The sequence below is a fragment of the Pseudoalteromonas sp. genome (assembly GCF_036960685.1).
Taxonomy (GTDB): Bacteria; Pseudomonadota; Gammaproteobacteria; order Enterobacterales; family Alteromonadaceae; genus Pseudoalteromonas.
Genome location: NZ_JBALXK010000023.1, coordinates 16,404 through 42,182 on the forward strand (window position 1 = coordinate 16,404; position 25,779 = coordinate 42,182).

The window sequence follows — 25,779 nt, forward strand, 5'->3', positions numbered from 1 at the left end:
GTTTTATGACATACACGGAAGATGCTTTAGTAGAACAACCTGCGATTCAATTATTCTCAGATTTAGGCTGGGAAACCGCAATTTGTTGGGATGAAGTTTTTGGTTCATTAGATAATGAGTCTCTGACTAATAACCCTATGTTTTTTGGCAGGGAGACCCGCAATGATGTTGTGCTATTCGCAAGGTTACAAACTGCGTTACTAAAGCTAAATCCGGATATTAATAAACTTATTATTCAAGAAGCCATTGACGAAATAGCGCGCGATAGAAGCGCGATGACCGCAATAGCAGCCAATGAAGAAGTTTATGAGTTATTAACCAGTGGCTATGTGTATACAACAAATGCTGAAGATGAAGATGATTGCGTTGTTCAATATATAGATTGGTCGGATGCTACTAACAATGACTTTTTCCTTTGTAGCCAGATGAGCATAACGGGTGAAATTGAAACTCGTCGCCCAGATTTGATCGGCTTTATTAATGGCTTACCACTTGTTTTTATTGAACTAAAAGCAAGTCATAAAAACTTACTTAGCGCTTATAAAAGCAATTTAGCTGATTACAAAAATACTATTCCAAAATTATTTACCTATAACCAGGTTATTATTCTTTCTAATGGTGTGCAATCAAAGGTTGGCTCTATATCTAGCCAGTGGGAGCATTTTGCTGAATGGAAGAAAATAGAGAGTGAAAAAGAAGAGCGCCGAGTTAGTTTAGAAGTTGTTATACGTGGGGTGTGTGAGCAAAACCGACTCTTAGATATTATTGAAAACTACACTTTGTATATTAAGACAAAACAAACGATTAAAATCATTGCTAAGTATCATCAATACTTAGGTGTTAATCAGGCATTGTGTGGCCTTAATAACGTGAAAGAGCGTGATGGTCAGCTGGGTGTTTTTTGGCATACCCAAGGTAGCGGTAAAAGCTTTTCAATGGTTTTCTTTTGTAAAAAGGCATTTCGTAAATATACCGGTAATTGGACGTTTGTATTAGTCACCGATAGAACCGATTTAGACGACCAAATATATAAAACTTTTAACTCTGCAGGCATTGTTACCGAAAACTGCCAAGCAGATTCAGGCGTTCAATTAAAAGCGTTGCTTGGTGAGGATCACCGCTTTGTATTTACTTTAATCCAAAAGTTTAAAGGTGACGAAAAAGGAAACTATCCGGTTTTATCTGAACGTGACGATATTATTGTTATCACTGATGAGGCCCACAGAAGCCAATACGACTCTTTAGCAATGAATATGCGTAATGCTATGCCTAATGCCTCGTTTATGGCATTTACAGGCACTCCATTGCTTGCAGGAGAGGCTAAAACACAGGAAGTGTTTGGTGACTACATTAGTATCTATAACTTTGCTGATGCTGTTGATGATGGCGCAACACTCCCTTTATATTACGAAAATCGTGTACCTGAAGTTTCAGTGTCGAGCGATACTATTGGAGATGATATTGCTGACATACTTGATCAAGCAGACCTTACTGAAGAACAAGAAGCGCGTTTAGAGTCTGAATTCTCTAAGGCTTATCACATCATTACGAGAGAAGAACGGCTAGAGACTATTGCTGCTGATTTGGTTGAGCACTATATCAATCGTGACCCTTTCAGTAATGGGATGTTAGGCAAGGCGATGCTGGTATCTATTGATAAAGCCACTACCATTAAGATGTATGACAAAGTTCAACAAGCGTGGAAAACAAAGCTCAGTAGCTTAAAAGCAAAAGCCAAACATACTTCGGGAAGCCGCTTAAACAAACTGCAATTTCAAATTGAGCATATGGAAAGTGCTGATATGGCGGTTGTTGTGTCGGGTGGGCAAAATGATGACGAGCGACTTGCTAAAAAAGGGCTTGATTATAAACCACACAGAGAGCGCTTCTTAAAAGAAAAAATAGACGAAAAGTTTAAAGACCCTGAAGATAACTTAAGAATCGTATTTGTATGCGCGATGTGGTTAACAGGCTTTGATGCCCCGTCTGTTTCAACTCTTTACTTAGATAAGCCGCTTAAAAGCCATACTTTGATGCAAACCATTGCACGTGCTAATCGTGTGTATGAGGGAAAGGCTGCGGGACAGATTGTAGACTACATTAATATATTTAGTGCCCTACAACAGGCATTAGGGCTATATGGGGGTGGCGTTACTGAAGGCGGCGCACCTTATAAAGTTGATAGCCCTGCAAAAGACAAATCTGAACTAGTCGCTGCATTAGGTATAGCTATCAATGAGCTTATTGTCTTTTTAGGTAGTGTTGATATTGACTTAACCCAAATTGTATCGGCCTCTGCTGATGGTTTTGCCAAATTATCATTGTTAGATAACGCCAGCGAAATACTGCTTGAACCGAAAAATAAAGAAGAATTCACGTCTTTTATTAGGCAAATTAACCGTATTTTTAAGGCCATTATGCCTGATGATAGCGCTAATCAATATGTACCTTATCGTATCGCTATTAATATAATTTATTCTCAAATGCGTTTGAAATCTGGTTTATCAATTGATGATGAAGATGTATTGGATGTAGTGCGTAACCAAGTTAATGACTTATTAGATGAATCAATTTCCACTATTAAAATACAAAGCAATCTGCCAGATCCCATAAACATTGCAAATATAGACTTTGATGCTTTAGCGACAATGGCTTCATCGATTGAGAAACCGAAACAATCAGATGCTGAGAAACTTAAAAACCTAATTGAGCGGAAATTGCAGCCAATGGTGCTTAAAAACAAAACGCGCCAAGATTTACAGCAAAAGTTTTTAGATTTAATTGAAGAATATAATTTAGGTGCATATACCGCAGAAGAATTTTTTAATCGCCTGAAAGGGTTTATTAATGAGTTAGAGCATGAAGAAAAGCGTACCGTTCGTGAAGGCTTAGCTGAAGAAGAGCTAGCAGTGTACGACTTGATGATTCAAGACGCACCACTAACAGAGCAAGAACGTAATCAAGTTAAAGAAATAGCTAAAGAATTAACAGGAAAAATGCAGGAAATACTGGTTATTGATTGGCGTAAGAAGCAGCGAACTAAAGCTAGAGTTAAAAATATGATTGAGGAGGTATTAGATAACTTACCTGAATCATACGATGACAATTTATGGCCAAAAACCTGTAGCGAGGTTTATATGCATATTTTTGAAAAATACCCTGGTCAAGGCCAAAGTGTTTATTCTCATTAGAGTTGTGATCAAAGGTAAATAAATGGAATTATTGCAAGTAATATTCAGTTTAAACGAATCTAGGAAGCAAAGGCCTTCACCTGGGCATGTTGTTATATCTCCAGTCGAAACAGCTTGGAACGACTTTGGCTATAAAATTAGATGTGAGTTTAAGGTTTGTGTTATACACACGACTAAGTAAGTACAATAATGATTTAGGTACTTATGACAACAAATAAACCACGTAAAACCCATAAGGCTGAATTTAAATAAGAAGCCGTTCTGTTAGCTGCAAAAATCGGGGGATTAGCAGACTACTTAACAACAATGGTTCACTACTCCATTAAGAACCATCAAAAACGACCGTATATGCGCTTTTGATACCTAAAATTTGAGCTTGGTCGACACTTGACTCGCTTTTTAGCCACAGAGCTTAATGTAGGACGGCAATAAAGATTCTAACCTTGGGGTGATCGCTTCACCCCTTAACCTCTGTTAATGCCTGAAATCAAAGTTATATTAATGCTTTCAAAACCACAATACTGTTAATAAATCACAGAAGAATAAATTTTATTAGATGTAATAATAGTTAGCGGTATCGATGAAGGTAGGACTATAAAAATAGTAAGTTATCGTTTAATTGGTGAAACAACGTATTCATGCACTTGTCGTTCATCCTGTAAGTCAGCAACTCTTTTAACCAGCTCTGAGTAAGCTTGTTCTAGTAAGCTTCTTGCTTGAAGCGCATTATCTCGCTCTTTACGATACTTTTGTTTTAATGCTCGTTCTCTTTGTAACTCTGACTTTAACTTGTCTACTTCAGATAGTGAGGTATTAATTTCAATATCTAACCCGACTACCATCAGTCTTTCTCGGTTATCATTATATTTCTTAATTAAAGGTTTTGCGTGCTCTACAAAATCAGAAAATTTATGGATATAACTATTTCCAAGCTGAGCTTCGGTATTGATTTTATTTAGTGTCAACCGGCCATTTCTCTTAACGTGCCGCTGCTGACCATCTAAGAGTCGCTGTAAGGCTTCATATAAGCGAGCTTCTGTTATTTGTTTATCTCTACTCATGATTTGCCTTGATGGTGTATATGAAGGGCTCAAAATCAATATTGTGTGATTTTAGCGTTTGCTCAAGTTGACGAATTTTTACAGTGTAGCCAATAAGAATACGGCTATACGCATAGTCCCCCATTTCATTTAAACTTTCAAAGGCTACGATTAGCCGTTTACGTTGTGCAGCCATTTGTTTTGCACCTTTATCGGTAATTATTAAGTGTTGGCATGGCTTACTCTCTGTTACAAATGACTCAATTGAGCAAACTCTTTCACATGATGGGTTAGTGCAGTAACCACCTGTTGGCAATAATACAATCGACTTTGTACCATTACGAACTAATGACTCTAATTCATTACGAGATAGAACTATAGTTTCGCCTTTACCGAATAATTTTTCTCTTTCTTCTATAACACGATTGCTTCCCCCTCCTGACAAATATTGAGAGCCATTATAAATATCATCGAATGCTTCAATAGCAAGGGTTTGTGTCGCTTTATCAACTTCACTCATCAAGTCTTTATCTATTAATAAATCCTCAGACCGAATAAGTTCAGCATTATTTGCATACCAATTACTCATATTAATATTTTTATGTTTGAGCTGGTGTTTAATGGTTTGTACGTTCCCTAACTTATTTCTTACCATAAAAACCGCAAAAGAACGCCTTAGATCATGTAAAGACAATTTAGGTAGTGAGCCACCTATTTTTAATTCACCACGCCAATCAGGGTTTAATAAATCGAACTCTTCCACTTCTTCATTGCTTGCCTTTATTTCAAGTTGTTTTAGATTCAAAAAATCTTTGCTACCAATTGATAAACTATAATTAGACAACACTTTCTTGTACCTGTCACTCCCCATACCAACTGTAATAAATGATGAAGCTAACTCTACCAAACCACTATCATATTCATCTTTGCTAATTAAGCCTTCTGTAAAACTTCTTTCTAATGTATTTCTAAAATGTTCTCGTGCATACATAGTCGCGTCATAGGCAAGCTCTAATGCTTTCAAGGCTATAGGATGGGTAACCCATACTTCTTTTTTTGCTACTCCCTTATTACCTTTATAAGTATCACCACACAACATTGATATGCCAGCTAATACCTTATAGCTATTTGGGTTAGTAGTTCGTGATTCTCGATTTCTCATTCCAGTAAACATTACAACAACCATTAAGCAATACTTTACAATTTCAGTAATCCATTTCCCTCTAATATGAAAGCTAAAGTTTGGTATCGTTCTTCCAAGTTTATTACCATATTTAACGACCCTAAGGTTTAAATTCTTTACTCCGTTTTCATCTAGCTTTACCACACATCTCTTTCTTACCTCTTTTGGCAACTCACTTTCATAATATGCAATTGTTTTATTCATTACAGATGAAATTTTGTGTCTGTATGGGTGATACTGATCAACTACTCCCACAGCTTGCTGAAGCATTTTAGAGTATATCGTTGCAGGGAGGGCTAAATGTTGTTTGCTTTTTTTATCATTTGACAAGTCATTAAAAGCGCTACGGTCTATGTATCGATTTAATGCTCCTGCATTACTCAATTGCCCCAAAGTAGTACATATATCTTTAAGTGTGAGTATAGGCATACGCCCTTTCATACCTTCCTTAAGCTTAGACCACTCTATGTCATTTGAGAGAAGTGAAAAGTCTGATTTACCCCATACTTTAGCTATTGCCCATAAGTTTTTTTTTGTTCTTAGGAGTTTTGATACTGAAACATGATTGTCTATAGCTTGCTCCATTTCTGAAAAGAACAATTTAGCAGTAAAGCTTTGTATATTTTTCTTATGTTCGAGGGGAAGTTTGTGAAAAAAAACATAACGAGTTGACTCTCGGCGTGAAACAAAATCCCATTTATCATCAAATATACGAGACTTACCATTTCCATCAGAATCAAATGATATAAAAGGGTTACATCTGAATTCATCATCTAATTGTTCTAAAGTGTTAAACATTAAAAACCTGCAAAGTATCGTTAAACCCTTGTAACCCTTTGAATAAAGGATGATCAGAATATTCCATTTTCAATTCAGCACTAGCATACTCTTTCGGTGCCTTTTGCCTAAATCTATCTAATGTTCTGTTCAGCATTAGCTCTAATTGATATAGCTTTTCTTTGGGAATGGAGTTTTGAGAAGGTATACTCTTTAGTTCAACCACTTGCTCTAAAAATGATAGCATTAGCCAAATATCAGATTCTGATGCGATTAAAACATGGTTTTCGCAGTCAAAGCACGATAAAAAATCCGCGCACTTTTTATCAATTTCCTTCGTTTCTATAGCCAAATTCTTATATTTACGCTCGATAGACCCTTTCTTATCTTTATCTCCAGAACATCGGATGCCATGCGGAGAAATCGTGGCTATTTTTATTTCGTTTCGTTTTAAACGTTGCTTATAATCATAATCAGATAATATATCACTATGGAGCACCTTGGCATTATTCACTGAGTCTTTGATGGTATTACCTTTGCTAATTAAGGCTAAGGATTCAAATGTGGCAGATAAATGTCTTTCATGGTCAGCTTTTACACCTGATGAATAGGAACTAGCAACAACATTTACTGTATTGTTCAACCCCTGTGAAACAAGGTACATATCTTCAGTTACGCGTATTAAAATATCTGATTTAGTTTTGCGAAATCGTGAGGAGTTAATCCTAAAAGGTAATAATTTCCCGATAAGTTTATTGATCCTATCCGAACCTGCACCATGATCAAAAAAGTTCTTAATTTTTAAATTTGAATCAACAAACGGAATAAATGGTTGATCTTCAATATCATTAATACCAGCCAATATAAAATGAGCTTTTGATACTTCAAGCCAATCTGCTATCAAGTTTTTCGCGTATTTAGAAAAACCTAACGAATGATCAATGTTCTTGTAATTAGCTCTTCCTTTAACACCTTCAAAAATATATACATCAGAACCAACACTTTTAAAGGAAATGTCACTGCGCTTCATTTTCTTTAAAACAGAGTCATTCATACCTGTCCACATAAAAAATAAATATAAAGCACAGCGGGAGGCTTGATTAAATAATGCCTGACGTTGCAAAACCCTATCACTAAAATCTTTTTGGCTTTTTATAGCGTTATTTATCAACATGGCGTGTTTGAACGCATTTTTTTTTATATTTACATTCTTCCACCCAAATTTTTCTACCATGTTATTGAATAAATCCTCATCAAAAAAAGGATGTACTTCTGGATGCGTATCATTTTTTATATGTTGAATAAGTTCGAGGTAACCTTTTATAAGGAGGCGCGAAACGGGCTTTAGTTCAGTTTCAATGTCATACGCACATTGTTTGCCGCTAGCTTGATAATTAGATACTAAAGCTAATTTTTCAGCATCATGAGTACGATTGAATCCTTTTAAAATAATAGACAAAGCAGCGCGAACTCGGCTTGCTCTTGAAGTAGTCACACCTTGCAAGGCCAGCTGATTAAAATGTTTGATACATTTATTCATTTCATCTAAGGAAAAAGGCGTAGACTGCGGGCTATATTCGTCAATATACCTTAAGTATGAGACTAAACCGACCTTTATATGGCTATGGAATGTACAAGAAGGACTATCAGGCATGAGCTTATAGACCGCACGGATAAAATCATCACGATTAGCTAAAATCAGCTCAGTAGCTTTAAACTCTCCTTTTCTTTTGCCTGTTGCAATCGTTGTGGGAACACCTCGATAACGTAACCGTTTAAATTCAAATTTTCCTCCTGTTTTGTTAAGACAAGCCATATCATCGATGTTTAAAATATCAATAGATGCTTTTTTAAGCGTTATAGTTGTTTCGAGGTTTACACGTTTACGCGCCATTAATACTCCCATCTAATTGAATATTAATTTGTTCAGTGAAACCATTCAAAACCCCTAAATAAGTCAATACATCTTCATAAATCTCATCTCCAGTAGGTGCATTCTGTGCAATTTTCAAATACTCCATAGTGGTTTGACGGTTTTCATGGCCAAGAAGTGAAGCTACATAATCTAATGAAATATCAGGCTTAACATGGTTGCGCAACAAACGTCTAAATATATCAACAGCAAACGTAGAGCGAAGGTTATGTATTGAGGCTAGTGTTTTATGCTCTAAATCAAGCGTGTTGTTGATGGTATTTCTGACTTCGATCCAACGCCCTGTAAAATCACTTGGTCTAGTAAATAAAGGAACGCCTGTTTGCGTTATAAAAAGATACTCTTTAGTTTTATCAATAGCATCATCACCTTCAAAAATAGATGTATTACCTTTTTCAACTTGAACTCTGCAAAAGTCATTAAATTTATTCAAGCGTTTTAAATATCGTTCTGATTGGGTGTAATTATAAATTTCTTCCATTAACCGTGCTGGAATAATAGTTTTCCTCGGTTTGTTACCTTTGCCTTTAGTTTTAGTCAAAGAGCCATATCCATCGCCCACACTCAGTCTTAAAATATCATTTTCATAAACCTCTTCGCCTTCTTTGATAACTTTTTTAGGCTTGATAATTTGACCTAAATGGAGGCTAGCCATTTCTTCTCTTCGAAGACCTGTATAACGACAAATCATAAAACCTAGTGAAAACTCAATAGGCAACGAAGCCGTTTTATTTTCGTCTTGACCAAAACGAATTACACGTTGTGATTTTGTCAAAATATTTTGAGCTACCATCCATTGCTTATCACTCATTGGCCTTAAGTCACGACGACAGTTTTCAAGAGCCATACCGCTACTAACCTGAGGTTTACTAAAGCTCAGACGGAGATCCGTTGTATGAATTACTTTTTGATGGAATGAGTTCATACTCGTTGAAGAGGATTGCAGATTTAACGTAATAATTTCATGCGAGAAAGGAGGGTTATTAAATTTTAGCCCCTTACGTAGATAATATTTGTAGAACCTGACTACTGAAGAAATATAAGCTTTAGCTGTTGTTCTTGCTAAACTGTTCTCTTTATTCGTAGGGTCGATAACAAGCTTTTTAAGTGTATCCCTATACTTATAAGTAAGCCGTTCGACCTTACGTTTAGGGAAATAGTCCCAACTTGGTCTAGGCTCGTCATATATTGGATCATAGACGTCAGCATCATAATCATCATCCCACTTTTTTTGATGATCAATAATAAACTGAAAGTAATGTGCCATACCTTGAGCCAATTGAGATGACTCTAGCTTGCCATCATCTAAGTGGTGCGAAAGTATAAATTCATTCACAATATCTATTGGCTTAAATGAAACTAATTTATTATTTTTGTCGTAACCAACTTCGTTTAACAAAACTAATTTTTTTATAAGAACACCACGGTCATACTGGCTATGCTTTACTGTTAATTTTCCATATTCATCTGCTTCGACTATAGGGGTTCTATAAGTATAATTTTTAAAGCTTGTTGTCTCTGCCCTGAAGGTTGTCATTAAATAACTCACTCTAATAAAAGTAACTAATTCTCAACTTTAAAAGTCAACAATTACATATTAGTAAGTAAATAGCTTTAGTGGGTAATAAGTTTATGGCGTTCATATAAAACTTGGCAAATATCCAACACCTTTTGCGCTGGCATGGTAAACGCTTTGGCAGCATCTATTTGCAGGGCTGACAAATTATACGGTAAAGGCGCTTGCTGTTTTTTCTGCTTTTGCTCAAGTGCTGTCACTTCACCGGGTTGCTCAGTGATACGTGTTGCAACATTTTTTGCAAGACCTCGATGTAACACCCGCCCCTCTTCATCTTGATAAGGTTCACACGCTTTACTTGGTTGCCATTTAGCAGTAAAACTCTGTTGTTCTTGGGTATTCAAATGGGCAAGTACTTCGTAAAATGGTTTAGCGACAAAATTAGCTATGTCGTTATCGCGATTTACCACCAAACCTAAAATTGGTGTTTGTACTCGGCCAACAGAAAGTACATTACCAAACCCTGCTTTTTGCCCCGCAAGAGTATAAGCACGCGTTAAATTCATGCCAAACAACCAATCAGCACGAGAGCGCGCCAGTGCAGAAACACTTAGAGGAATAAAATCACGATTGCTACGCATATTCGCTAATGCTTTTTTAACCGCACTCACGTTTAGATCACTGATCAATAACCGTTGGATACTGCACTTTTTGGCTTGTGATAACTTGACTTGCTCAATCACTTCATCAACAAGTAATTGGCCTTCACGGTCGGGATCGCCAGCATGAACAAGCAGTTCAGCTTGCTTGATTAACTTCTTAAGGACAGTGAGTTGCTTTCGGGTTTTTGATTTCGCCTTTAATTGCCATTGCTCAGGCACTATAGGTAAATCATCAAAACGCCACTTTTTGTACTGTTCGTTGTAGTCATCTGGTTCTGCTTGTTCGAGCAAATGACCTATACACCATGAAACGCAATCACCGTTGGCTACTTCAATATAGCCATCATGCTTTTTATGTGGTTTTGGTAGGGCATCAGCAATCGCACGACCTAAAGATGGTTTTTCAGCAATGTATAATTTCATAACAAGCCACTACAACTGTTTATATGAACAGTAGTTTAGCATAGCGTTAATCGTAACGAAATATTAAAGTGGCTGTATGGCTGATTTACGTTTACGTATAAATAGATATATCAACGGTAAATAACACACCACAACTGTCGCAGTATTAATGATAGGTAGCAGTGTTTTATACATCATCGTGCTGTAGGAGAGATCCCACAAGTGACGATCAACCAAACGAAATAATTGTAATAAGGGTGCAGCTATAACTACAAGTTGGCCAATGACACTTTGCCAAAGGTAAACCTTATCTTTAATCCCTAAATAAGCAATCAAGGCCATCCAGGCTAAATCGTTAAATGCCCATACAACATAACGCCATATATAAGGCTCATCTAACTCTCTTAGGCTCTCGTGTATCAAAGTTCCATATAAAAAAAATAGTGCTGTCACTAAGGTAAACCGCAAAGCAAGCCAATCTTTGCGAAGATAAAAAACAAAAATAGCTGGGCTTAAAAAAAACACCCAGCTTTTATTAAGTAAAGATATAGTACTTATAAACCAATCAGGCATTAGTTAGTCTGGCTTTTTATCATCATCACCAGAACCATTGCCCGGCATATAACTATATTTATCAATCTTTTTCATACGTCACTCCGTTACACTTGTTAAAAAGTTACTTTAAGCTAAATTAGGTACTTTGCCAAGCATCATTGACGAACATCTATTGGATCAGATTCTTTTGCCTTACCCTGCATGATTGATATTTCTACGCGGCGATTACGACGTCTATCTGCGTCAGTCTCATTAGGAACTAGTGGCCGTGTTTCTGCATGGCCGACGACAACCATACGGGTTTTATCAAAGCCTTGCGCTTTTTGCATTTCGGTTGCTACTGCTACCGCTCGTTTCGATGATAAATCCCAGTTATTGGTATATAACTCGTTGGATACTTGAAAATCATCAGTATGCCCAGAAACAGTAATTTCCCCAGGTACATCTTTTAAAAGCGTGGCTATATCACGAATAATTGGTTTGAATTTAGGTTGTAAAAAAGCACTGCCCGAGGGAAATGAGCCGTTTTCACGAATGCGGATAATAATTTGCTGACCTAACGATTCCAGCTCAATCGCCCCGTCCATGATTTGCTGCTCTAACTGCTGCGCTATTTTTTTCACGAGCTCATTTACTTGCTCTTGGTCGGCTGCTGCGGTTGACTGCTCAGAAGCTTGTTGCTGCGCTGTACTTTGTGATTCACCACCGCGCTTGTTACCACGTTGTTCTTGGCGGCCACCGGCAGAACTTTCATCACCAGCCTGAAACTCCAACATTTGCTGAGTCATTTCCACGGTTTGCTGTTGAATTGTTTCTATTGGTGTCGGCTCTGGTTTACCCGGGGTGAATTCCATCGCAATAACCGATGTGCCCTTAGGAATATCTTTAACTTCAATTTTATTTTGCACACCAAAAGCAAATTTCATCGAGCCCGCGATTTGTTTAAATTTCAGCACATCCATTTCTGAGAACGCGAGCAAAAGTACAAAGAAGCACATCAATAGCGACATCAAATCCGCAAACGTTCCCATCCAAGCAGGAAGCCCTGGTGGTGGGCACTTGCACTCTTGATCAGACATGCTTACTCCTCAGTATCAACTTTTCGTTTTGATTCAGCGAGGTAGTTTTTCAAGATACCTTCGATAACTTTTGGATTCTGACCATCCTGAATACCTAATACAGCATCTAAAATCAAACGCTGGTTCATGGCTTCTTCGTCTTTACGCAGCTCTAACTTAACTTGAATTGGTATTGCAACCACGTTGGCCAAAAATGCTCCGTATAACGTTGTTAAAAGCGCCACCGCCATTGCTGGTCCAATTGCTTTCGGGTCATCCATATTTGATAGCATAGCCACAAGGCCGATGAGTGTACCAATCATCCCCATCGCCGGTGCAATATCGGCAAGCGCTTTAAATAAGCCAGCTCCCGATTCATGACGAGTAGAAGTAAGGGCAATATCTTTTTGCAGCGTCGCTCTAACCACATCCGCGTCATGGCCATCGACAAGCATGTCGACTCCTTTACGCATAAATGCATTTGGTATTTCGGCTTCTTCGAGTGCTAAAAACCCCCCCTTACGTGCTGAATCAGCAAGTTCAACTGCTTTTTCGATAAGTTCTTCTGGGGATTCAATTTTAAACATAAACGCTTTGGCAGCCACTTTACCAATGCCAAAGAACTGGCCCATTGTATAGTTTGATAACACGATAAAAATCGAACCACCAAATACAATCACCACAGACGGAGTATTGTAGAACATCGCTACTTCGCCGCTGCTACTCAAAAACATGGACATGACAATCAAGCCAATAGCGCCGAGAATACCTATAATGGTTGCTAAATCCACTTACCCCTCCAAAGGAACTCATGCTTTACTGCCCGTGGCAGTAAATTTTTATTATTAACTGCTTATCGGCAATGTATTGAATTACTTAAACCATTTACTGAAAAAAATGAAATGAACATATCCAGCTCTAGTGGCATTTTAATCTACCATGCTTAACCTGCAAGGTTTAAGTAAAGGTTCAAACCATTAATAGTGGTGCGAAACTGCTTTATTATCCAAAGTTCAGGTTTATTATTCAAAAAAAATGCATCAGCCTTTGACCTAGTTTAGCATTCCCCCTAAAATTGGCCTCACATTTCTATCATCTAAGTTGGATCCACTATGGCGACTAAAAAACCAGAGAACCTAAGCTTCGAGCAAGCGCTCGAAGAATTATCCTTAATCGTCACAGAAATGGAGCAAGGCGAGCTTTCGCTTGAACAATCGTTAAAACAATTTGAACGCGGCATCGCTTTAGCTGGCGCATCATCTAGTAAGTTGCAACAAGCTGAACAAAAAGTCGCTATTTTGATGGGTAATGACTCTCAGGCAGCGCTTACTAACTTTGATAATGATTTGGAATAACGAGTGTTAATAACAGAGCAAATTAAATGTGCTCAACGTGATGTTGAAGCCACTCTCAATCGGTATTTTGAGCAACCACTGGATACCGAGCAAAGTATCAAACTGGCTACTCATTATAGTGTTTTAAACGGCGGTAAACGACTGCGACCTTTTTTGGTGTACGCTACTGGTAGAATGCTAGGTGCAAAACATCAAGATTTAGATATTTTAGCCGCCGCCATTGAATGTATTCATAGTTATTCGTTAGTCCATGATGACTTACCTGCAATGGACGATGATGATTTACGCCGCGGTAGGCCTACTTGCCATATTGTCTATGGTGAAGCTCATGCAATTTTAGCGGGCGATGCGTTGCAAACACTGGCATTTGATTTAATTGCCAATCATGCATTTAATGTCCCTGCTCAGCAGCAGCTCAAAATGATCGCAACACTTGCCAAAGCATCTGGTATTGAAGGTATGGTGGGTGGCCAAGCATTAGATATAGCCGCAACAAACACCGAGGTGACGCTTGTTGAGCTGGAGCGTATTCATCAGCTAAAAACCGGTGCTTTGCTAAACTGCGCAATTACCTTAGGGGCGTTGTGTGCAACGGATATCGATCAACATACATTATTACAATTAAAGCAGTTTGGTGATGCAATTGGACTGGCTTTTCAGGTACAAGACGATATCCTAGATGTCGAAGGCGATACTCAAGTGCTAGGAAAACCACAAGGTTCCGATGTTGCTGCAAATAAAGCAACCTACCCGGCGTTACTTGGACTCCCTGGTGCAAAACAAAAAGCACAACACTTACTTGAACAAGCATTGCATGCTTTAACTGCAATAAGTGCCGACACCACAGAGCTCGAAAATTTAGCAAAATATATTGTGGAACGCGATTATTAACTGCAGCTTCAGATTGAGCTGATAATGATGTACAAAATAACTAAAAAACCAGAGTAACATTGCGTTATAATAACGTCTGGTTAGCGAAGGATGTATTAAAAATCATGACACTTGATAGTAGCAAGTATCCATTATTAGGTTTGGTTGACGAACCAGCCCAACTGCGTGATTTAGCGCAACAAAAATTACCTGCATTTAGCAATGAGCTGCGTGATTATTTACTTAACTCAGTGTCGCAAAGCAGTGGTCACCTTGCATCAGGCTTAGGCACTGTAGAGCTGACTGTGGCACTGCATTATGTTTACAATACTCCTGAAGACCGTTTAGTGTGGGATGTGGGCCATCAAGCTTACCCGCATAAAATTTTAACGGGTCGTCGCGACCAAATGCATACTATTCGCCAAAAAGATGGTCTGCACCCTTTCCCATTTCGTGAAGAAAGCCAATACGACACTTTTAGTGTAGGCCACTCAAGCACTTCGATTTCTGCGGCTTTAGGCATGTCTATTGCGGCGCAAAAAGAAGGCAAAGGTCGTAAAACAGTTGCGGTTATTGGCGATGGTGCGATCACAGCGGGTATGGCATTTGAAGCAATGAATCACTTAGGTGATGTTAAATCTGACATGTTGATCATATTAAATGATAACGAAATGTCGATTTCAGAAAACGTGGGGGCACTCACTAATCACTTTGCGCGTATCTTATCTGGCAGTTTTTACACTAACATTCGCGAAGGCAGTAAAAAGCTACTTTCAGGTGTTCCTCCTGTAAAAGAATTAGCCAGCCGCATGGAAGAACACTTAAAAGGCATGGTGATCCCTGGTACATTTTTTGAGGAGCTTGGCTTAAATTATATCGGCCCAATCGACGGTCACGATGTAAATATGTTGGTAGATACCTTACGTAATATGCGTAATTTAAAAGGCCCACAGCTACTGCATATCAAAACGCAAAAAGGTAAAGGCTACAAACCAGCTGAAGCCGATCCGATTGGTTATCATGGCGTGCCAAAATTTGATCCGGCGATTTCAAGTTTACCAAAATCAACCCCCGGTGCTGCGACCTTCTCTAAAGTATTTGGTGATTGGCTGTGTGATATGGCAAGCCAAGATGACAAATTGATGGCCATCACCCCAGCCATGCGTGAAGGCTCAGGCATGGTTCGCTTTTCAAAAGAGCACCCTGAGCAATATTTTGATGTTGCTATTGCTGAACAACATGCCGTTACTCTAGCGGCAGGTTTCGCTTGTGAGGGATTAAAACCTGTTGTTGCTATTTATTCTAGCTTTTTACAACGCGCGTATGATCAACTGATACACGATGTTGCACTGCAAAACTTACCGGTATTATTTGCCATTGACCGGGCAGGTATTGTGGGTGCGGATGGTGAAACCCATCAAGGTGCTTACGATTTAAGTTTTATGCGCTGTATTCCAAATATGATCATTATGGCGCCTAGTGATACTAATGAATGCCGCCAAATGCTTTACACAGGTTACCAATGTAATCAACCTGTCGCGGTACGCTATCCTCGTGGTAGCGCAGGTACAACTGAAATAAGCGAGCAAATGACCGAGCTTGAAATTGGCAAAGGCCGAGTAATTAAGCAAGGTGCTAAAATCGCTATTTGCTCTTTTGGTACCTTACTTGAGAATGCTCAACTGGCTGCGAAAGAGCTCAACGCCAGTCTCGTCGATATGCGTTTTGTTAAGCCACTAGATAGCGACTTAATCGACAGTTTATTAGCTGATCATGATGTTATTATCACACTTGAAGATAATGCTATTGTTGGTGGCGCAGGCTCTGCCGTTAATGAGTATTTAGCAGCTATAAAAGCAAATGTAAGCATCCTAAATTTAGGTATTCCGGATGAATTCATCAAACACGGTACACAAGAGCAAATGCACGATGAGATGGGCTTAGGCTCGCAAGGCATACTCGATAGTATTAAAAACTTTATAGCAGACTAAGCTACGCTGTTGCGAGTAAACACTTGAGCAATGTCAGCTGAAATAATAAAAAAGGAGCATACGCTCCTTTTTTATTATTACTTTAAAATCAAATAACTATAAAAAACTTTAATTGTTTTTCATTTTCTTGCATCCAATTATTCCCCTGTCACGTTTATTCACTGAGGTTAACTCGTGAGCAAAGCGTTCACGCTTTTATATAAGCTGTTTTAAGCAAAACTCTTTGTATGTTCACATTTGATGGAATATTTAAGAAGGTACAAATTATGAAAACGTTCAAATCAGGCGCAACAACACAATCTATTCACGCTCAATCAATGACAAGTAAACTTTGCTTATCAGCACTTACTTTAGCAATTTTGTTTAGTTTAACCGGTTGTGGTGGTGACGATGGAAGCGATGGTGCTGCGGGTACACAAGGCGCGGCAGGTGTTGCTGGGACTAACGGAACAAATGGTACTGACGGTGCAAATGGCAGTGATGGAGCTGATGGAGCTGATGGTAGCGCAGGGTTTGCAGCAGCAACCTTTATCTTAGCTAATAACGGCGCCGACAACGCAGGTACGGTAGACCTTATTGACCAAAATGCTGCGAAGTTAAAAACATTTAATAGTGGTGGCAATGAAGGTGTTGCCTTTGATGGCTTGGGTAATTTGATACAAGCCGGCGATTCAGGTAATGGTGCTATTAGCACAGTTTGCCAAGTTTTGAGCCGTGCAGACGGCACAATGTTTGACAGCAACCGTGACCGCACTATTACGGGTAGTACTACCACCTTAGTCAACCCTAAAGGTATTCATGTATCTACTAAACGTGGACTTATTTTTGTCGCTGACTTTAATGCCATGCAGATCACTGTTTTTGGCGCTACAGCAGCGGGTGATGCAGCACCTTTAGCAAGCACAGTAACAGACGCAAAACCGTGGGATGTTACTTATGATGATGTAAACGATCGTTTATATGTGGCGCTAACCAATGGTGATGTTGGTGTATACGATAATTATGTTGATGGCGGTTTTGTCGCCATGCCGACACGTACTATCACTCCCAGCAATGCAGCCGGTGAGAAAATATCTGTAAACATTCATGGTATTGCTTATGATGCTAACAGCAATAAATTAGTGCTTTCTGATGTCGGTAGTGCCAGTGATGCAACCGATGGCGCCTTGTTTGTGATCAATAACGCATCCCTTGCAGATGGTAATACCAGCGTTGCACGAAGCATTGCAGGCCCAGCAAGTATGCTGGGTAACCCTGTTGATATCAGCTTAACAGGCAGCGATTTACGCGTCGCTGAGAAATCAAATGACGCGGTACTGGTTTTTAGTAATATATTTTCCGGTGCCAGTGGTGATATCAGCCCTGATAGCGTGACCGCGACGAGTAAGCCAGAATCAATCACTGAAACAGTCATACACAATGACATGGCGGATGTATCAGATAGTTATCTAGCTAATATGCCATTAATGGGAGTTGCCGTCAGTAGTAACCCTGGTACTGCCGGTCCAACAACCGGACAAATATCACGTCTCAATGCACCGCTTACCAGCGAGTTGGGAAGTTACAATGCCAGCCAAACAATCGAAAGCGTGACCTTTGATAAAGCCGGTAATAGCTATACGACATTTGATGACAGCACAACTTCTACTGGCGGGATTGTCATTTCTAATAAAGTGGCAATACATCGCGATGGTGAGGCATTTTCTCTAAGCCAAGATTCAATCATTAGTGGTGCGAATACAGGTCTCATTTCACCTAAAGGCCTTGATGTAGCATCTGATAGAGGCTTAATTTTTGTTGCTGAAAATAATGCCACCACACCGGGAATTTTAGTTTTCTCGACCTGTACGACAGGTGATGCAAGTCCGCTTATCACACTCACGCCAAGTAACAGCGCACGTCCTTGGGATGTCGATTACGATGTTGCTACAGACCGAGCATTTGTTGCATTAACTAATGGTACGATTGCCGTGTTTGATGAAGTTAGCAGTAAGCTAATGGCTGGTATGAGCACAATTACAGGCGAAGATCGCTTGATCACGCCAGCGACAGCAGGTGCAGCCTTCCCTGCTCCTACCAACATCCATGGTATCGATTATGATCCACTCAGTGATTCGTTAATCGTCTCTGATGTTGGCAGTGCAGCAGACGCCACTGATGGTAAGTTGTTTGTCTTAAATAATGCTGGTATGAGCTCAGGCTTGAGTAATGTCAGTGTCAATATCGCAGGACCTGCGACTATGCTTGGTAACCCAGTCGATATTATGTTTACCGGTAACCACCTTTATGTGGCCGAAAAATCAAATGGCGTAGTAATGCGTTTTGATAATATTTTAAACAGCCCCAGTGGTGATATTGCAGCCAACTTAAGCTACTCGTTCACAGCCCCTGAATCAGTGGCTATCTTACCAACTTGGCTAAACCGTTAACCATCAAGGACAGTTAATTTAACTGCCCTTAGTTGGCCTCCCAATGCCTTAACGCCATGCGTTAGGGCATTTCTTATAGCCGTGTTTTAATTAGCGCATCCAGACTTTTATATCAGCCAAACCATTGGCTTGTAATACACTCAGCTGTTGCTCAACATTATTGGTTTGTTCAAATTCAAAAGCATCTAGTTGTTCATCAAAGGTGATATTGGCGACACCATCACCACCGCGTTTTTTAACTTGATGCAACGCGATATCCGCTAAGTTTACCGATGTCTCCCAACCGATAACTTGACCACCAAGTAAAGGTAATGGATAAAATGAAAAACCAATTGATGCGGTTAAATTAATATTATCGCCACTCGGTAATCTAAAACTATGCTGTGAAATAACTTTGCAAAGCTCAGCAACATAGCTATCGATAGCACTGCGTTTAAAATCACGTAATAGCAGTAAAAACTCATCACCACTCCAACGCGCCACATAATCAGATCCCTGAGTACGTGAGTTGAGTAATGCAGCCATTTGCTGCAAGCAACTATCCCCACCAATCGGGCCATGGGCGTCATTAATACGGCTAAAATTATCAAAATTAATGATCAACAATATTAAGGATTTCCCCTGCGCTTGTAATGATTGCGAGTTACGCTGGAAATGCTCGATATCTTTTGGTAATTGATCAAATAAGAAACGCCGACTGCGAAGCCCTGTGAGCTCATCGGAGTGACTCATTAATTTCAGCTGCGAGTTAACTTGGTTAAGCTTATCATTCGCTTGACGTAGCTCACCGGTCCGTTCGGTGATCAGGCTTTCGAGTACAGTTTGCTTTCGGCGCTCTTGCTTTCTAAATGCCCAGAACACCAAATAAAATAACAAAATAAAGCTACCAGTGATAAGCAATCGAAAGTAGATAGTCTCATCAAAGCGCCTTGGCACCACAAATGAATATTCTGTACGTTGCGCCTTTTGCCAACCTTCACCTTGGCGTTTCGCTTCAAGCTGGAATAAAAACGCACCCGGCGGTAAATTAGTATAAATAGCTTCGCGACGTGTATTAGCATAACGCCAATCACTGTCAAGGCCACTTAAGCGATAACGAAACTCAATACTGGTTGGTGCATAATAGTCGATTGCGGTGTATTTTAGAGTAATATCACGTTCATCAATTTCTAACTCGGGGTTATGCCCTAGCGCCGCTGTGGCAAGCTTTCTCAGGCCTGTATTTAAACTTTCAACTTTAGGTTGTAATGGTTTAATACCAAATAGCTCGATATCTTTAGGGATTTCAACCACACCTTGCAAACTCGGATACCACATTGAATTCCCTGACTCAGCCACAGCATCATGACCAAGCCCTGTACAACACTGACTCGCTTTACCATCAAGCTGACGGTCATATGATGAAATAACTTGCTCTACTTTTAAACTTTCAATATCACCACTAAATTGTTCAACCGGCATACGATACACACCTTTCATGGTGCTCACCCAAATACGCTTTAGTTTCTCATCGTATCGTAAACTAAAAATAGAACCATAAGGCAAGCCATTGGTTGCATCTAACTGGCGCCAATATCCTTGGCCACTGCGATAAAACAAACCATCATTTAATGAGCCGATCAAGATACCGACACCTTCAATATTTAGAATGCTGGTAACATACGCACTTTCAAGGCTGGTTTGATCACCAATTTTTTCAATGCCACGATCGGTAAAATAATAAGCCCCTTTACTGGTACCAATCAGGCCAAAATTTGTTTCATCAACAACGTAGGTAATAAACTTACTACCTAAAAAGGCATTATAAGCAAACGGCGTTAAGCCACCGTAACTCAGCCGGTACATTCCTCGCCCAGTGCCAAGCCAAAATCCACCTTTGCTCGAGCGGCTAATTGCAAACACCGGATTATCTTTTAAGGCACGCCCTGGAACTGCGAACAAGGTATTGTTTTCATAAAAATACACTCCGCGTCCGGTGGCAATGTATAAGCGCGAGCCATCAAACTGTAAATCATGTACAGCAGCACGGCCATATTGATTGCTTGGAATTTGATTAATAAAGTTTTTATCGAGGTCAAAATAGCCTACGCCGCTGCGGTTTGCCACCCACAATCGTCCATCGGGGGCTTGGCTAATAGCCATTACCGCCTCAGTCATTTGTGAGATAGCTGAGTGGCGCTCAATCCGCCCTTCATGGGCAAGCCATAAACCCTCACTAAAGCTGGCGAGCCATATATTATTATCATTATCGCGAAATAAATCGGCAAACCAGATGCTTTGATCAAGCTGGCTGGGTTCAACCCATTGCCAATCACCTGAGTTATCACGAAATAATAAGCGCCCATAGGTCGAAATCCACAATGCTCCGTTGGAGTCACTCATAAATTTATAGACCGCAGAGTTATTGGCATTCGGCAGCGGGAAAGGTCTGAGCTCGTCATCTAAATCTAAAAAGTAAGCACCGAGCTCTGAAGCTAAATATAAATTACCTTCAAGCCAAGCTAAATCATGGATTATGGTTTGTGCTAAACGTTCTGGGAGCGAGACTTTTGCGGTTAGTTCCAAGCGCAATTTAGCAAAATCAGAGGAAGAATTTGTTAATCGTAGCAAGTAGCGTTCGTTTACCAGCCAAATGCCTTCTGGCGATAATGCCAACTGGCTCACAGTACCAACAATTTGCTTTACTGAACTGGCAGTCACAACGGGTGTATATACGCCATTATTTGTACTGAGGTTAATTTGATTTCGTGATACAAAATAGAGGCCATTAGCAGCAACCCAAAGACTACCTTTAGCGTCTTCTATAATATCCCGTACCTGGCCTTTAACAGCGAACTCTTGCGCTGCCATTGTGGTTGGATCTATCACTACGAGACCATCTTTGGTCCCAATCCATAAATAGCCTTCGCTATCGACCAGTAGTTTATTAATGCCATTACTGGGCAAAAAGTTACTATTTAAGGTGTTGTAGTTGGTGAATGTATTACCATCAAAACGGCTGAGGCCAAACTGAGTTCCCAGCCACATATAACCTTGCTCATCCTGCACAACACTTTTCAATGATTGTGATGGTAAGCCATTTTGCATATTCCATTGCTGTACAACATAGTCGGTAATTGACGCCTTACTTGGCATACTGCATAACAGCACAATAATAACCAATAAAAACCGCATCATAACGTCAATACCTCGTTGCAAAACTAAGGTTAAAAGGGCAAGTAACCCATTTTAAACAATGCCTGAACACAAATTAATGAAAAAATACCCGCTAAAACATCATCAGCCATAATACCTAAACCACCGTGTAGGCGTTTATCAAGTATTCTAATTGGCCCAGGCTTAACGATATCAAAAAAGCGAAACAGTACAAAACCAATCAATAAAGATTGCCAACTGATCGCCGCACCAATCATAGTGATGTAAAATCCAGCGACTTCATCCCACACAATAGCAGGATGGTCATGTACGCCAAGATCATCGGCGGTTTTACCACATGCCCAAAGACCAAAAATACTGATCACCACAGCAAATACAATCTGCAGCCAAAGCGGATAATGCATGGTAATAAAAATAAAAGGCAGTGCTGCAAATGTGCCAAATGTACCTGGTGCTTTCGGCGCTAAGCCTAAACCAAAACCCAAACCAAAAAATTGATGAGGGCGTTTTAAATTAAATAATACGGGTTTATTCAAACCGACTCCTTGGCGAAGTGCTCAAAGCCAGTATGTTCATACGCTAGCTTTTCGCCATCAAGCATTAACTCGATTTGCCCTTCACCACTTTTTATTTGACCAATACAGGCAGCATCAACCCCATATTGCTGTAATTTCACTTCCAACATACTTTTATTACTATCAGGCACAGTAAATAGTAGCTCATAGTCATCCCCATAATTGAGAATAAAAGGCAGTTGCTGATTAGTGTCTAAAGTAGCACGCATTGCATCTGAGGTTGGTATTTTATTCACATCAATACACACACTCACTTGAGACATTGCTAGTACATGGCCAAGGTCTGCTATGAGTCCATCGGAGATATCAATAGCCGCCGAGGCTAAGCCACGCAACACTTGCCCTGCAGCAACGCGCGGAGTCGGATAATCAAACCGCTGATTAACATAACTTAAATACTCTGGAGCGACTTTAATCCCTTGTTTACGCGCCTCTATAGCAAGGCCTGCATCACCTAGCGGCCCAGTAACATAAACCCAATCACCTACTTTAGCGCCACTACGACGCAGCGCTTTACCGTGCGGCACAGTGCCTTTGGCACAAATAGTAATCGTTAGTGGCCCTTGTGTGGTATCACCACCAATAATTTGCACGTTAAAGTATTCAGCAATTTCATGCATACCTTCGGTAAACTCTTCAAGCCACTCAACGTCAATATTGGGTAAGGTTAACGCCACAGAAATCCATGTGGGTTCAGCCCCCATTGCAGCCAAGTCACTTAAGTTTACCGCCAATGCACGATGACCTAAGGCGCGCGGTGCAATATCATCAAAAAAGTGCACGCCTGCAACAAGTGTGTCTGTAGTGACAGCTAATTGGCAATTCTCTGGTACAGTAACCAGAGCACAATCATCACCAATCCCTAAATTAACATCACGACGACTAATGCCACGACCTTTAAAGTAGCGATTGATTAATTCAAATTCCTTCATACACAAAAAAGCCGGCCTATGCCGGCTCTCCTTCTTACGGTTACATTACTTACGTAAATGTTTTACCGCTTTATCAAGTACACCATTGACAAATTTATGGCTATCTTCAGCGCCAAAAATTTTAGCAAGCTCAATACCTTCATTGATAGCCACTTTATATGGTACATCTTCACGGAATTTCAGCTCATAGCTGCTTAAACGTAAAATAGCGCGCTCAACTTGGTCTAACTCATCAAATGGACGGGTTAAATGTGGCGATACGGCTTCGTCTAGTTGCTTATGATTTATAGCAACACCACGTGAAAGATCTTTAAAGTATTCAACATCAATTTTAGTCACATCGTTTTCGATCAACATTTGTTGTTCAATATCGGCAATTGCATTGCCGCTTAATTGCCAAGAATAAACGGCCTGAAGTGCTAAGATACGTGCTTTACGTCTTGCTGCTGGTTTCACAAAAATTCCTTAAACTTAAATTTTATCTAACACATTAACCATTTCAAGCGCACCTAAAGCAGCTTCGCCGCCTTTGTTGCCCATTTTAGTGCCCGCGCGTTCAATCGCTTGCTCAATGCTTTCTGTGGTTAATACGCCAAATGCAACTGGGATATCGTACTCAAGCGACACTTGCGCTAAGCCTTTATTAGATTCGCCTGCGACAAGATCAAAGTGTGGTGTTCCACCTCTGATCACAACGCCTAAAGCGATAATTGCATCATACTCTTTTTTTGCTGCAACGCGTTTCGCTGCTAAAGGTAATTCAACCGCACCTGGTACATAAACAACAGTAATATCATCATCTGATACACCACCAGTACGTTTCAATTCATCAACAGCACCTGCTAAAAGGCTGCTACCAATAAAGTCATTAAAGCGAGAAATAACGATAGCGAATTTCTTACCCGGAGCGTATTTATTACCTTCAATAATTTTCATTCGATAACCCTAAAAAATAAGTTCAAGCGGTTGCGATTGCGCAAAAATTGCTGCGCATCATACCATATAAATAAAATAATAGCCTAGTTTAAGCGTCGTGCTTATTGTGGTTCAACGTAGTCAACCACTTCTAGGTGAAAGCCTGATAATGCATGGTACTTTTTAGGAAGACTCATTAAGCGCATTTTTTCGATGCCCAAGTCAGCCAAAATTTGCGAGCCCACACCAACCGTACGCGATGTACCTTGGAACTTACGAAGCGCTACAGTCTCACCAGCATCTTCGGCGGCAAAGGCTTTAACTGTAGCTTCTAGTTCATCGGTGCACTCTTGTTTACCAAGGATCACTAACACCCCTTGGTGTTTTGCGATATAAGCCATCGCATCTGATAAACCCCAGCTTCTATCGGCACTGCGATCAGATAATAAAATATCGTTAAAAGTACTTTGTAAGTGAACGCGCACTAAGGTTGGTTCATTCGCTTTCACTTCGCCATTTAACAATGCGTAATGCAGCTGACCATCGATGGTGTCTTTATAAGTTACTAAATCAAACTCACCGTGCACGGTTGGCAATTTACACTTTGCCACTTGCTCAATAGTCGTTTCATTCATATTGCGGTATTCGATAAGGTCGGCAATCGTACCAATTTTGATATTATGTTGCTCAGCAAACACTTCTAAATCAGGACGACGTGCCATGGTGCCATCGGCATTAAGAATTTCCACAATCACTGATGATGGCTCAAGCCCTGCTAAACGCGCTAAGTCACAACCCGCTTCAGTGTGTCCAGCTCGAGTTAACACGCCGCCTGGCTGCGCCATAATTGGAAAAATATGCCCAGGTTGTACGATATCGCTGGGTACTGCACCTTTGGCAATAGCCGCTTGCACTGTACGAGCACGATCGGCAGCAGAAATACCGGTAGTAACCCCTTTTGAAGCTTCAATTGACATAGTGAAGTTAGTTGAAAAAGCTGCGCCGTTATTTTTCACCATCAGTGGTAAATCTAGTTGCTCACAACGCTCTTGGGTCATTGTTAAGCAGATCAGACCACGGCCGTGAGTTGCCATAAAATTGATTGCTTCAGCACTAATATGTTCCGCGGCAATAATTAAATCGCCTTCATTCTCTCTGTCTTCATCGTCCATCAAAATAACCATTTTACCGGCTTTAATGTCATCAATAATTTCTTGTGCGCTGTGTAAATTCATAATC

Annotated in this window: 18 protein-coding genes and 1 pseudogene; 5 read left to right on the forward strand and 14 right to left on the reverse strand. The window is 40.0% G+C overall.

Annotation, left to right across the window (positions count from 1 at the left end):
• Positions 1 to 5: 5 nt before the first annotated feature.
• Positions 6 to 3,191, forward strand: a complete 3,186-nt coding sequence (locus V7783_RS16775) for a type I restriction endonuclease subunit R (protein ID WP_335679696.1) — start codon at positions 6 to 8, stop codon at positions 3,189 to 3,191.
• Between the two features lie 608 nt (positions 3,192 to 3,799).
• Here the strand turns inward: V7783_RS16775 and V7783_RS16780 are convergent.
• The 8 genes and pseudogenes from V7783_RS16780 to pomA all read right to left on the reverse strand — a co-directional run bounded on the left by V7783_RS16780 (position 3,800) and on the right by pomA (position 13,108).
• Positions 3,800 to 4,252 carry a hypothetical protein gene (locus V7783_RS16780; RefSeq protein WP_335679697.1) on the reverse strand — a complete coding sequence of 151 codons (453 nt, stop codon included), beginning with the start codon at positions 4,250 to 4,252 and terminating at the stop codon, positions 3,800 to 3,802.
• Positions 4,245 to 6,212 (reverse strand): hypothetical protein, encoded by a 1,968-nt coding sequence (locus tag V7783_RS16785; RefSeq protein WP_335679698.1) that lies wholly within the window; start codon positions 6,210 to 6,212, stop codon positions 4,245 to 4,247. The genes V7783_RS16780 and V7783_RS16785 overlap by 8 nt, the downstream gene beginning before the upstream one ends.
• Positions 6,205 to 8,085 carry a hypothetical protein gene (locus V7783_RS16790; protein ID WP_335679699.1) on the reverse strand — a complete coding sequence of 627 codons (1,881 nt, stop codon included), beginning with the start codon at positions 8,083 to 8,085 and terminating at the stop codon, positions 6,205 to 6,207. Before V7783_RS16790 ends, V7783_RS16785 begins: the two co-directional genes overlap by 8 nt.
• Complete coding sequence (locus V7783_RS16795) at positions 8,075 to 9,661, reverse strand: site-specific integrase (protein WP_290169583.1); 1,587 nt, start codon at positions 9,659 to 9,661, stop codon at positions 8,075 to 8,077. Before V7783_RS16795 ends, V7783_RS16790 begins: the two co-directional genes overlap by 11 nt.
• Before the next feature lie 80 nt (positions 9,662 to 9,741).
• Positions 9,742 to 10,725: pseudogene (locus tag V7783_RS16800) on the reverse strand (DNA topoisomerase); the annotation flags it as partial.
• Between the two features lie 63 nt (positions 10,726 to 10,788).
• Positions 10,789 to 11,277 carry a hypothetical protein gene (locus V7783_RS16805; RefSeq protein ID WP_335679700.1) on the reverse strand — a complete coding sequence of 163 codons (489 nt, stop codon included), beginning with the start codon at positions 11,275 to 11,277 and terminating at the stop codon, positions 10,789 to 10,791.
• Between the two features lie 137 nt (positions 11,278 to 11,414).
• Entirely contained in the window at positions 11,415 to 12,338 is a 924-nt protein-coding gene (locus tag V7783_RS16810; protein ID WP_335679701.1) for a flagellar motor protein MotB, read from the reverse strand.
• 2 nt (positions 12,339 to 12,340) lie between these two features.
• On the reverse strand, positions 12,341 to 13,108 hold the full coding sequence (pomA, locus tag V7783_RS16815) for a flagellar motor protein PomA (protein WP_064667296.1): 768 nt from the start codon (positions 13,106 to 13,108) through the stop codon (positions 12,341 to 12,343).
• 321 nt (positions 13,109 to 13,429) lie between these two features.
• Here pomA and V7783_RS16820 point away from each other — a divergent pair, with 321 nt between their 5' ends.
• The 4 genes from V7783_RS16820 to V7783_RS16835 all read left to right on the forward strand — a co-directional run bounded on the left by V7783_RS16820 (position 13,430) and on the right by V7783_RS16835 (position 18,962).
• Complete coding sequence (locus V7783_RS16820) at positions 13,430 to 13,672, forward strand: exodeoxyribonuclease VII small subunit (protein ID WP_335679702.1); 243 nt, start codon at positions 13,430 to 13,432, stop codon at positions 13,670 to 13,672.
• 3 nt (positions 13,673 to 13,675) lie between these two features.
• The gene (ispA, locus tag V7783_RS16825; RefSeq protein WP_335679703.1) at positions 13,676 to 14,563 is read left to right on the forward strand and encodes a (2E,6E)-farnesyl diphosphate synthase; all 888 of its coding nucleotides are present in this window, start codon (positions 13,676 to 13,678) and stop codon (positions 14,561 to 14,563) included.
• 104 nt (positions 14,564 to 14,667) lie between these two features.
• On the forward strand, positions 14,668 to 16,533 hold the full coding sequence (gene dxs, locus V7783_RS16830) for a 1-deoxy-D-xylulose-5-phosphate synthase (protein ID WP_335679704.1): 1,866 nt from the start codon (positions 14,668 to 14,670) through the stop codon (positions 16,531 to 16,533).
• A 266-nt stretch (positions 16,534 to 16,799) separates the two neighbouring features.
• Positions 16,800 to 18,962 carry a YncE family protein gene (locus V7783_RS16835; protein WP_442961389.1) on the forward strand — a complete coding sequence of 721 codons (2,163 nt, stop codon included), beginning with the start codon at positions 16,800 to 16,802 and terminating at the stop codon, positions 18,960 to 18,962.
• Between the two features lie 90 nt (positions 18,963 to 19,052).
• On the opposite strand, the gene V7783_RS16840 is transcribed toward V7783_RS16835, so the two are convergent.
• The 6 genes from V7783_RS16840 to ribBA all read right to left on the reverse strand — a co-directional run bounded on the left by V7783_RS16840 (position 19,053) and on the right by ribBA (position 25,775).
• The gene (locus V7783_RS16840; RefSeq protein ID WP_335679705.1) at positions 19,053 to 22,139 is read right to left on the reverse strand and encodes a ligand-binding sensor domain-containing diguanylate cyclase; all 3,087 of its coding nucleotides are present in this window, start codon (positions 22,137 to 22,139) and stop codon (positions 19,053 to 19,055) included.
• A 29-nt stretch (positions 22,140 to 22,168) separates the two neighbouring features.
• Positions 22,169 to 22,654 (reverse strand): phosphatidylglycerophosphatase A family protein, encoded by a 486-nt coding sequence (locus V7783_RS16845; RefSeq protein WP_335679706.1) that lies wholly within the window; start codon positions 22,652 to 22,654, stop codon positions 22,169 to 22,171.
• Positions 22,651 to 23,625 carry a thiamine-phosphate kinase gene (gene thiL, locus V7783_RS16850; protein WP_335679707.1) on the reverse strand — a complete coding sequence of 325 codons (975 nt, stop codon included), beginning with the start codon at positions 23,623 to 23,625 and terminating at the stop codon, positions 22,651 to 22,653. The genes V7783_RS16845 and thiL overlap by 4 nt, the downstream gene beginning before the upstream one ends.
• A gap of 45 nt (positions 23,626 to 23,670) precedes the next feature.
• Entirely contained in the window at positions 23,671 to 24,081 is a 411-nt protein-coding gene (gene nusB / locus V7783_RS16855) for a transcription antitermination factor NusB (RefSeq protein ID WP_054206152.1), read from the reverse strand.
• Between the two features lie 15 nt (positions 24,082 to 24,096).
• Positions 24,097 to 24,561 carry a 6,7-dimethyl-8-ribityllumazine synthase gene (gene ribH / locus V7783_RS16860; RefSeq protein WP_016708079.1) on the reverse strand — a complete coding sequence of 155 codons (465 nt, stop codon included), beginning with the start codon at positions 24,559 to 24,561 and terminating at the stop codon, positions 24,097 to 24,099.
• Positions 24,562 to 24,662: 101 nt separating this feature from the next.
• Entirely contained in the window at positions 24,663 to 25,775 is a 1,113-nt protein-coding gene (gene ribBA / locus V7783_RS16865) for a bifunctional 3,4-dihydroxy-2-butanone-4-phosphate synthase/GTP cyclohydrolase II (protein WP_335679708.1), read from the reverse strand.
• Between the last annotated feature and the right edge of the window lie 4 nt (positions 25,776 to 25,779).

Coding starts and splice junctions, on each gene's coding strand:
- V7783_RS16775 (WP_335679696.1), top strand. CDS start 6: ATGACATACACGGAAGATGCTTTAGTAGAACAACCTGCGATTCAATTA.
- V7783_RS16780 (WP_335679697.1), bottom strand. CDS start 4,252: ATGAGTAGAGATAAACAAATAACAGAAGCTCGCTTATATGAAGCCTTA.
- V7783_RS16785 (WP_335679698.1), bottom strand. CDS start 6,212: ATGTTTAACACTTTAGAACAATTAGATGATGAATTCAGATGTAACCCT.
- V7783_RS16790 (WP_335679699.1), bottom strand. CDS start 8,085: ATGGCGCGTAAACGTGTAAACCTCGAAACAACTATAACGCTTAAAAAA.
- V7783_RS16795 (WP_290169583.1), bottom strand. CDS start 9,661: ATGACAACCTTCAGGGCAGAGACAACAAGCTTTAAAAATTATACTTAT.
- V7783_RS16805 (WP_335679700.1), bottom strand. CDS start 11,277: ATGCCTGATTGGTTTATAAGTACTATATCTTTACTTAATAAAAGCTGG.
- V7783_RS16810 (WP_335679701.1), bottom strand. CDS start 12,338: ATGTCTGATCAAGAGTGCAAGTGCCCACCACCAGGGCTTCCTGCTTGG.
- V7783_RS16820 (WP_335679702.1), top strand. CDS start 13,430: ATGGCGACTAAAAAACCAGAGAACCTAAGCTTCGAGCAAGCGCTCGAA.
- dxs (WP_335679704.1), top strand. CDS start 14,668: ATGACACTTGATAGTAGCAAGTATCCATTATTAGGTTTGGTTGACGAA.
- V7783_RS16835 (WP_442961389.1), top strand. CDS start 16,800: ATGAAAACGTTCAAATCAGGCGCAACAACACAATCTATTCACGCTCAA.
- V7783_RS16840 (WP_335679705.1), bottom strand. CDS start 22,139: ATGATGCGGTTTTTATTGGTTATTATTGTGCTGTTATGCAGTATGCCA.
- thiL (WP_335679707.1), bottom strand. CDS start 23,625: ATGAAGGAATTTGAATTAATCAATCGCTACTTTAAAGGTCGTGGCATT.
- ribH (WP_016708079.1), bottom strand. CDS start 24,561: ATGAAAATTATTGAAGGTAATAAATACGCTCCGGGTAAGAAATTCGCT.
- ribBA (WP_335679708.1), bottom strand. CDS start 25,775: ATGAATTTACACAGCGCACAAGAAATTATTGATGACATTAAAGCCGGT.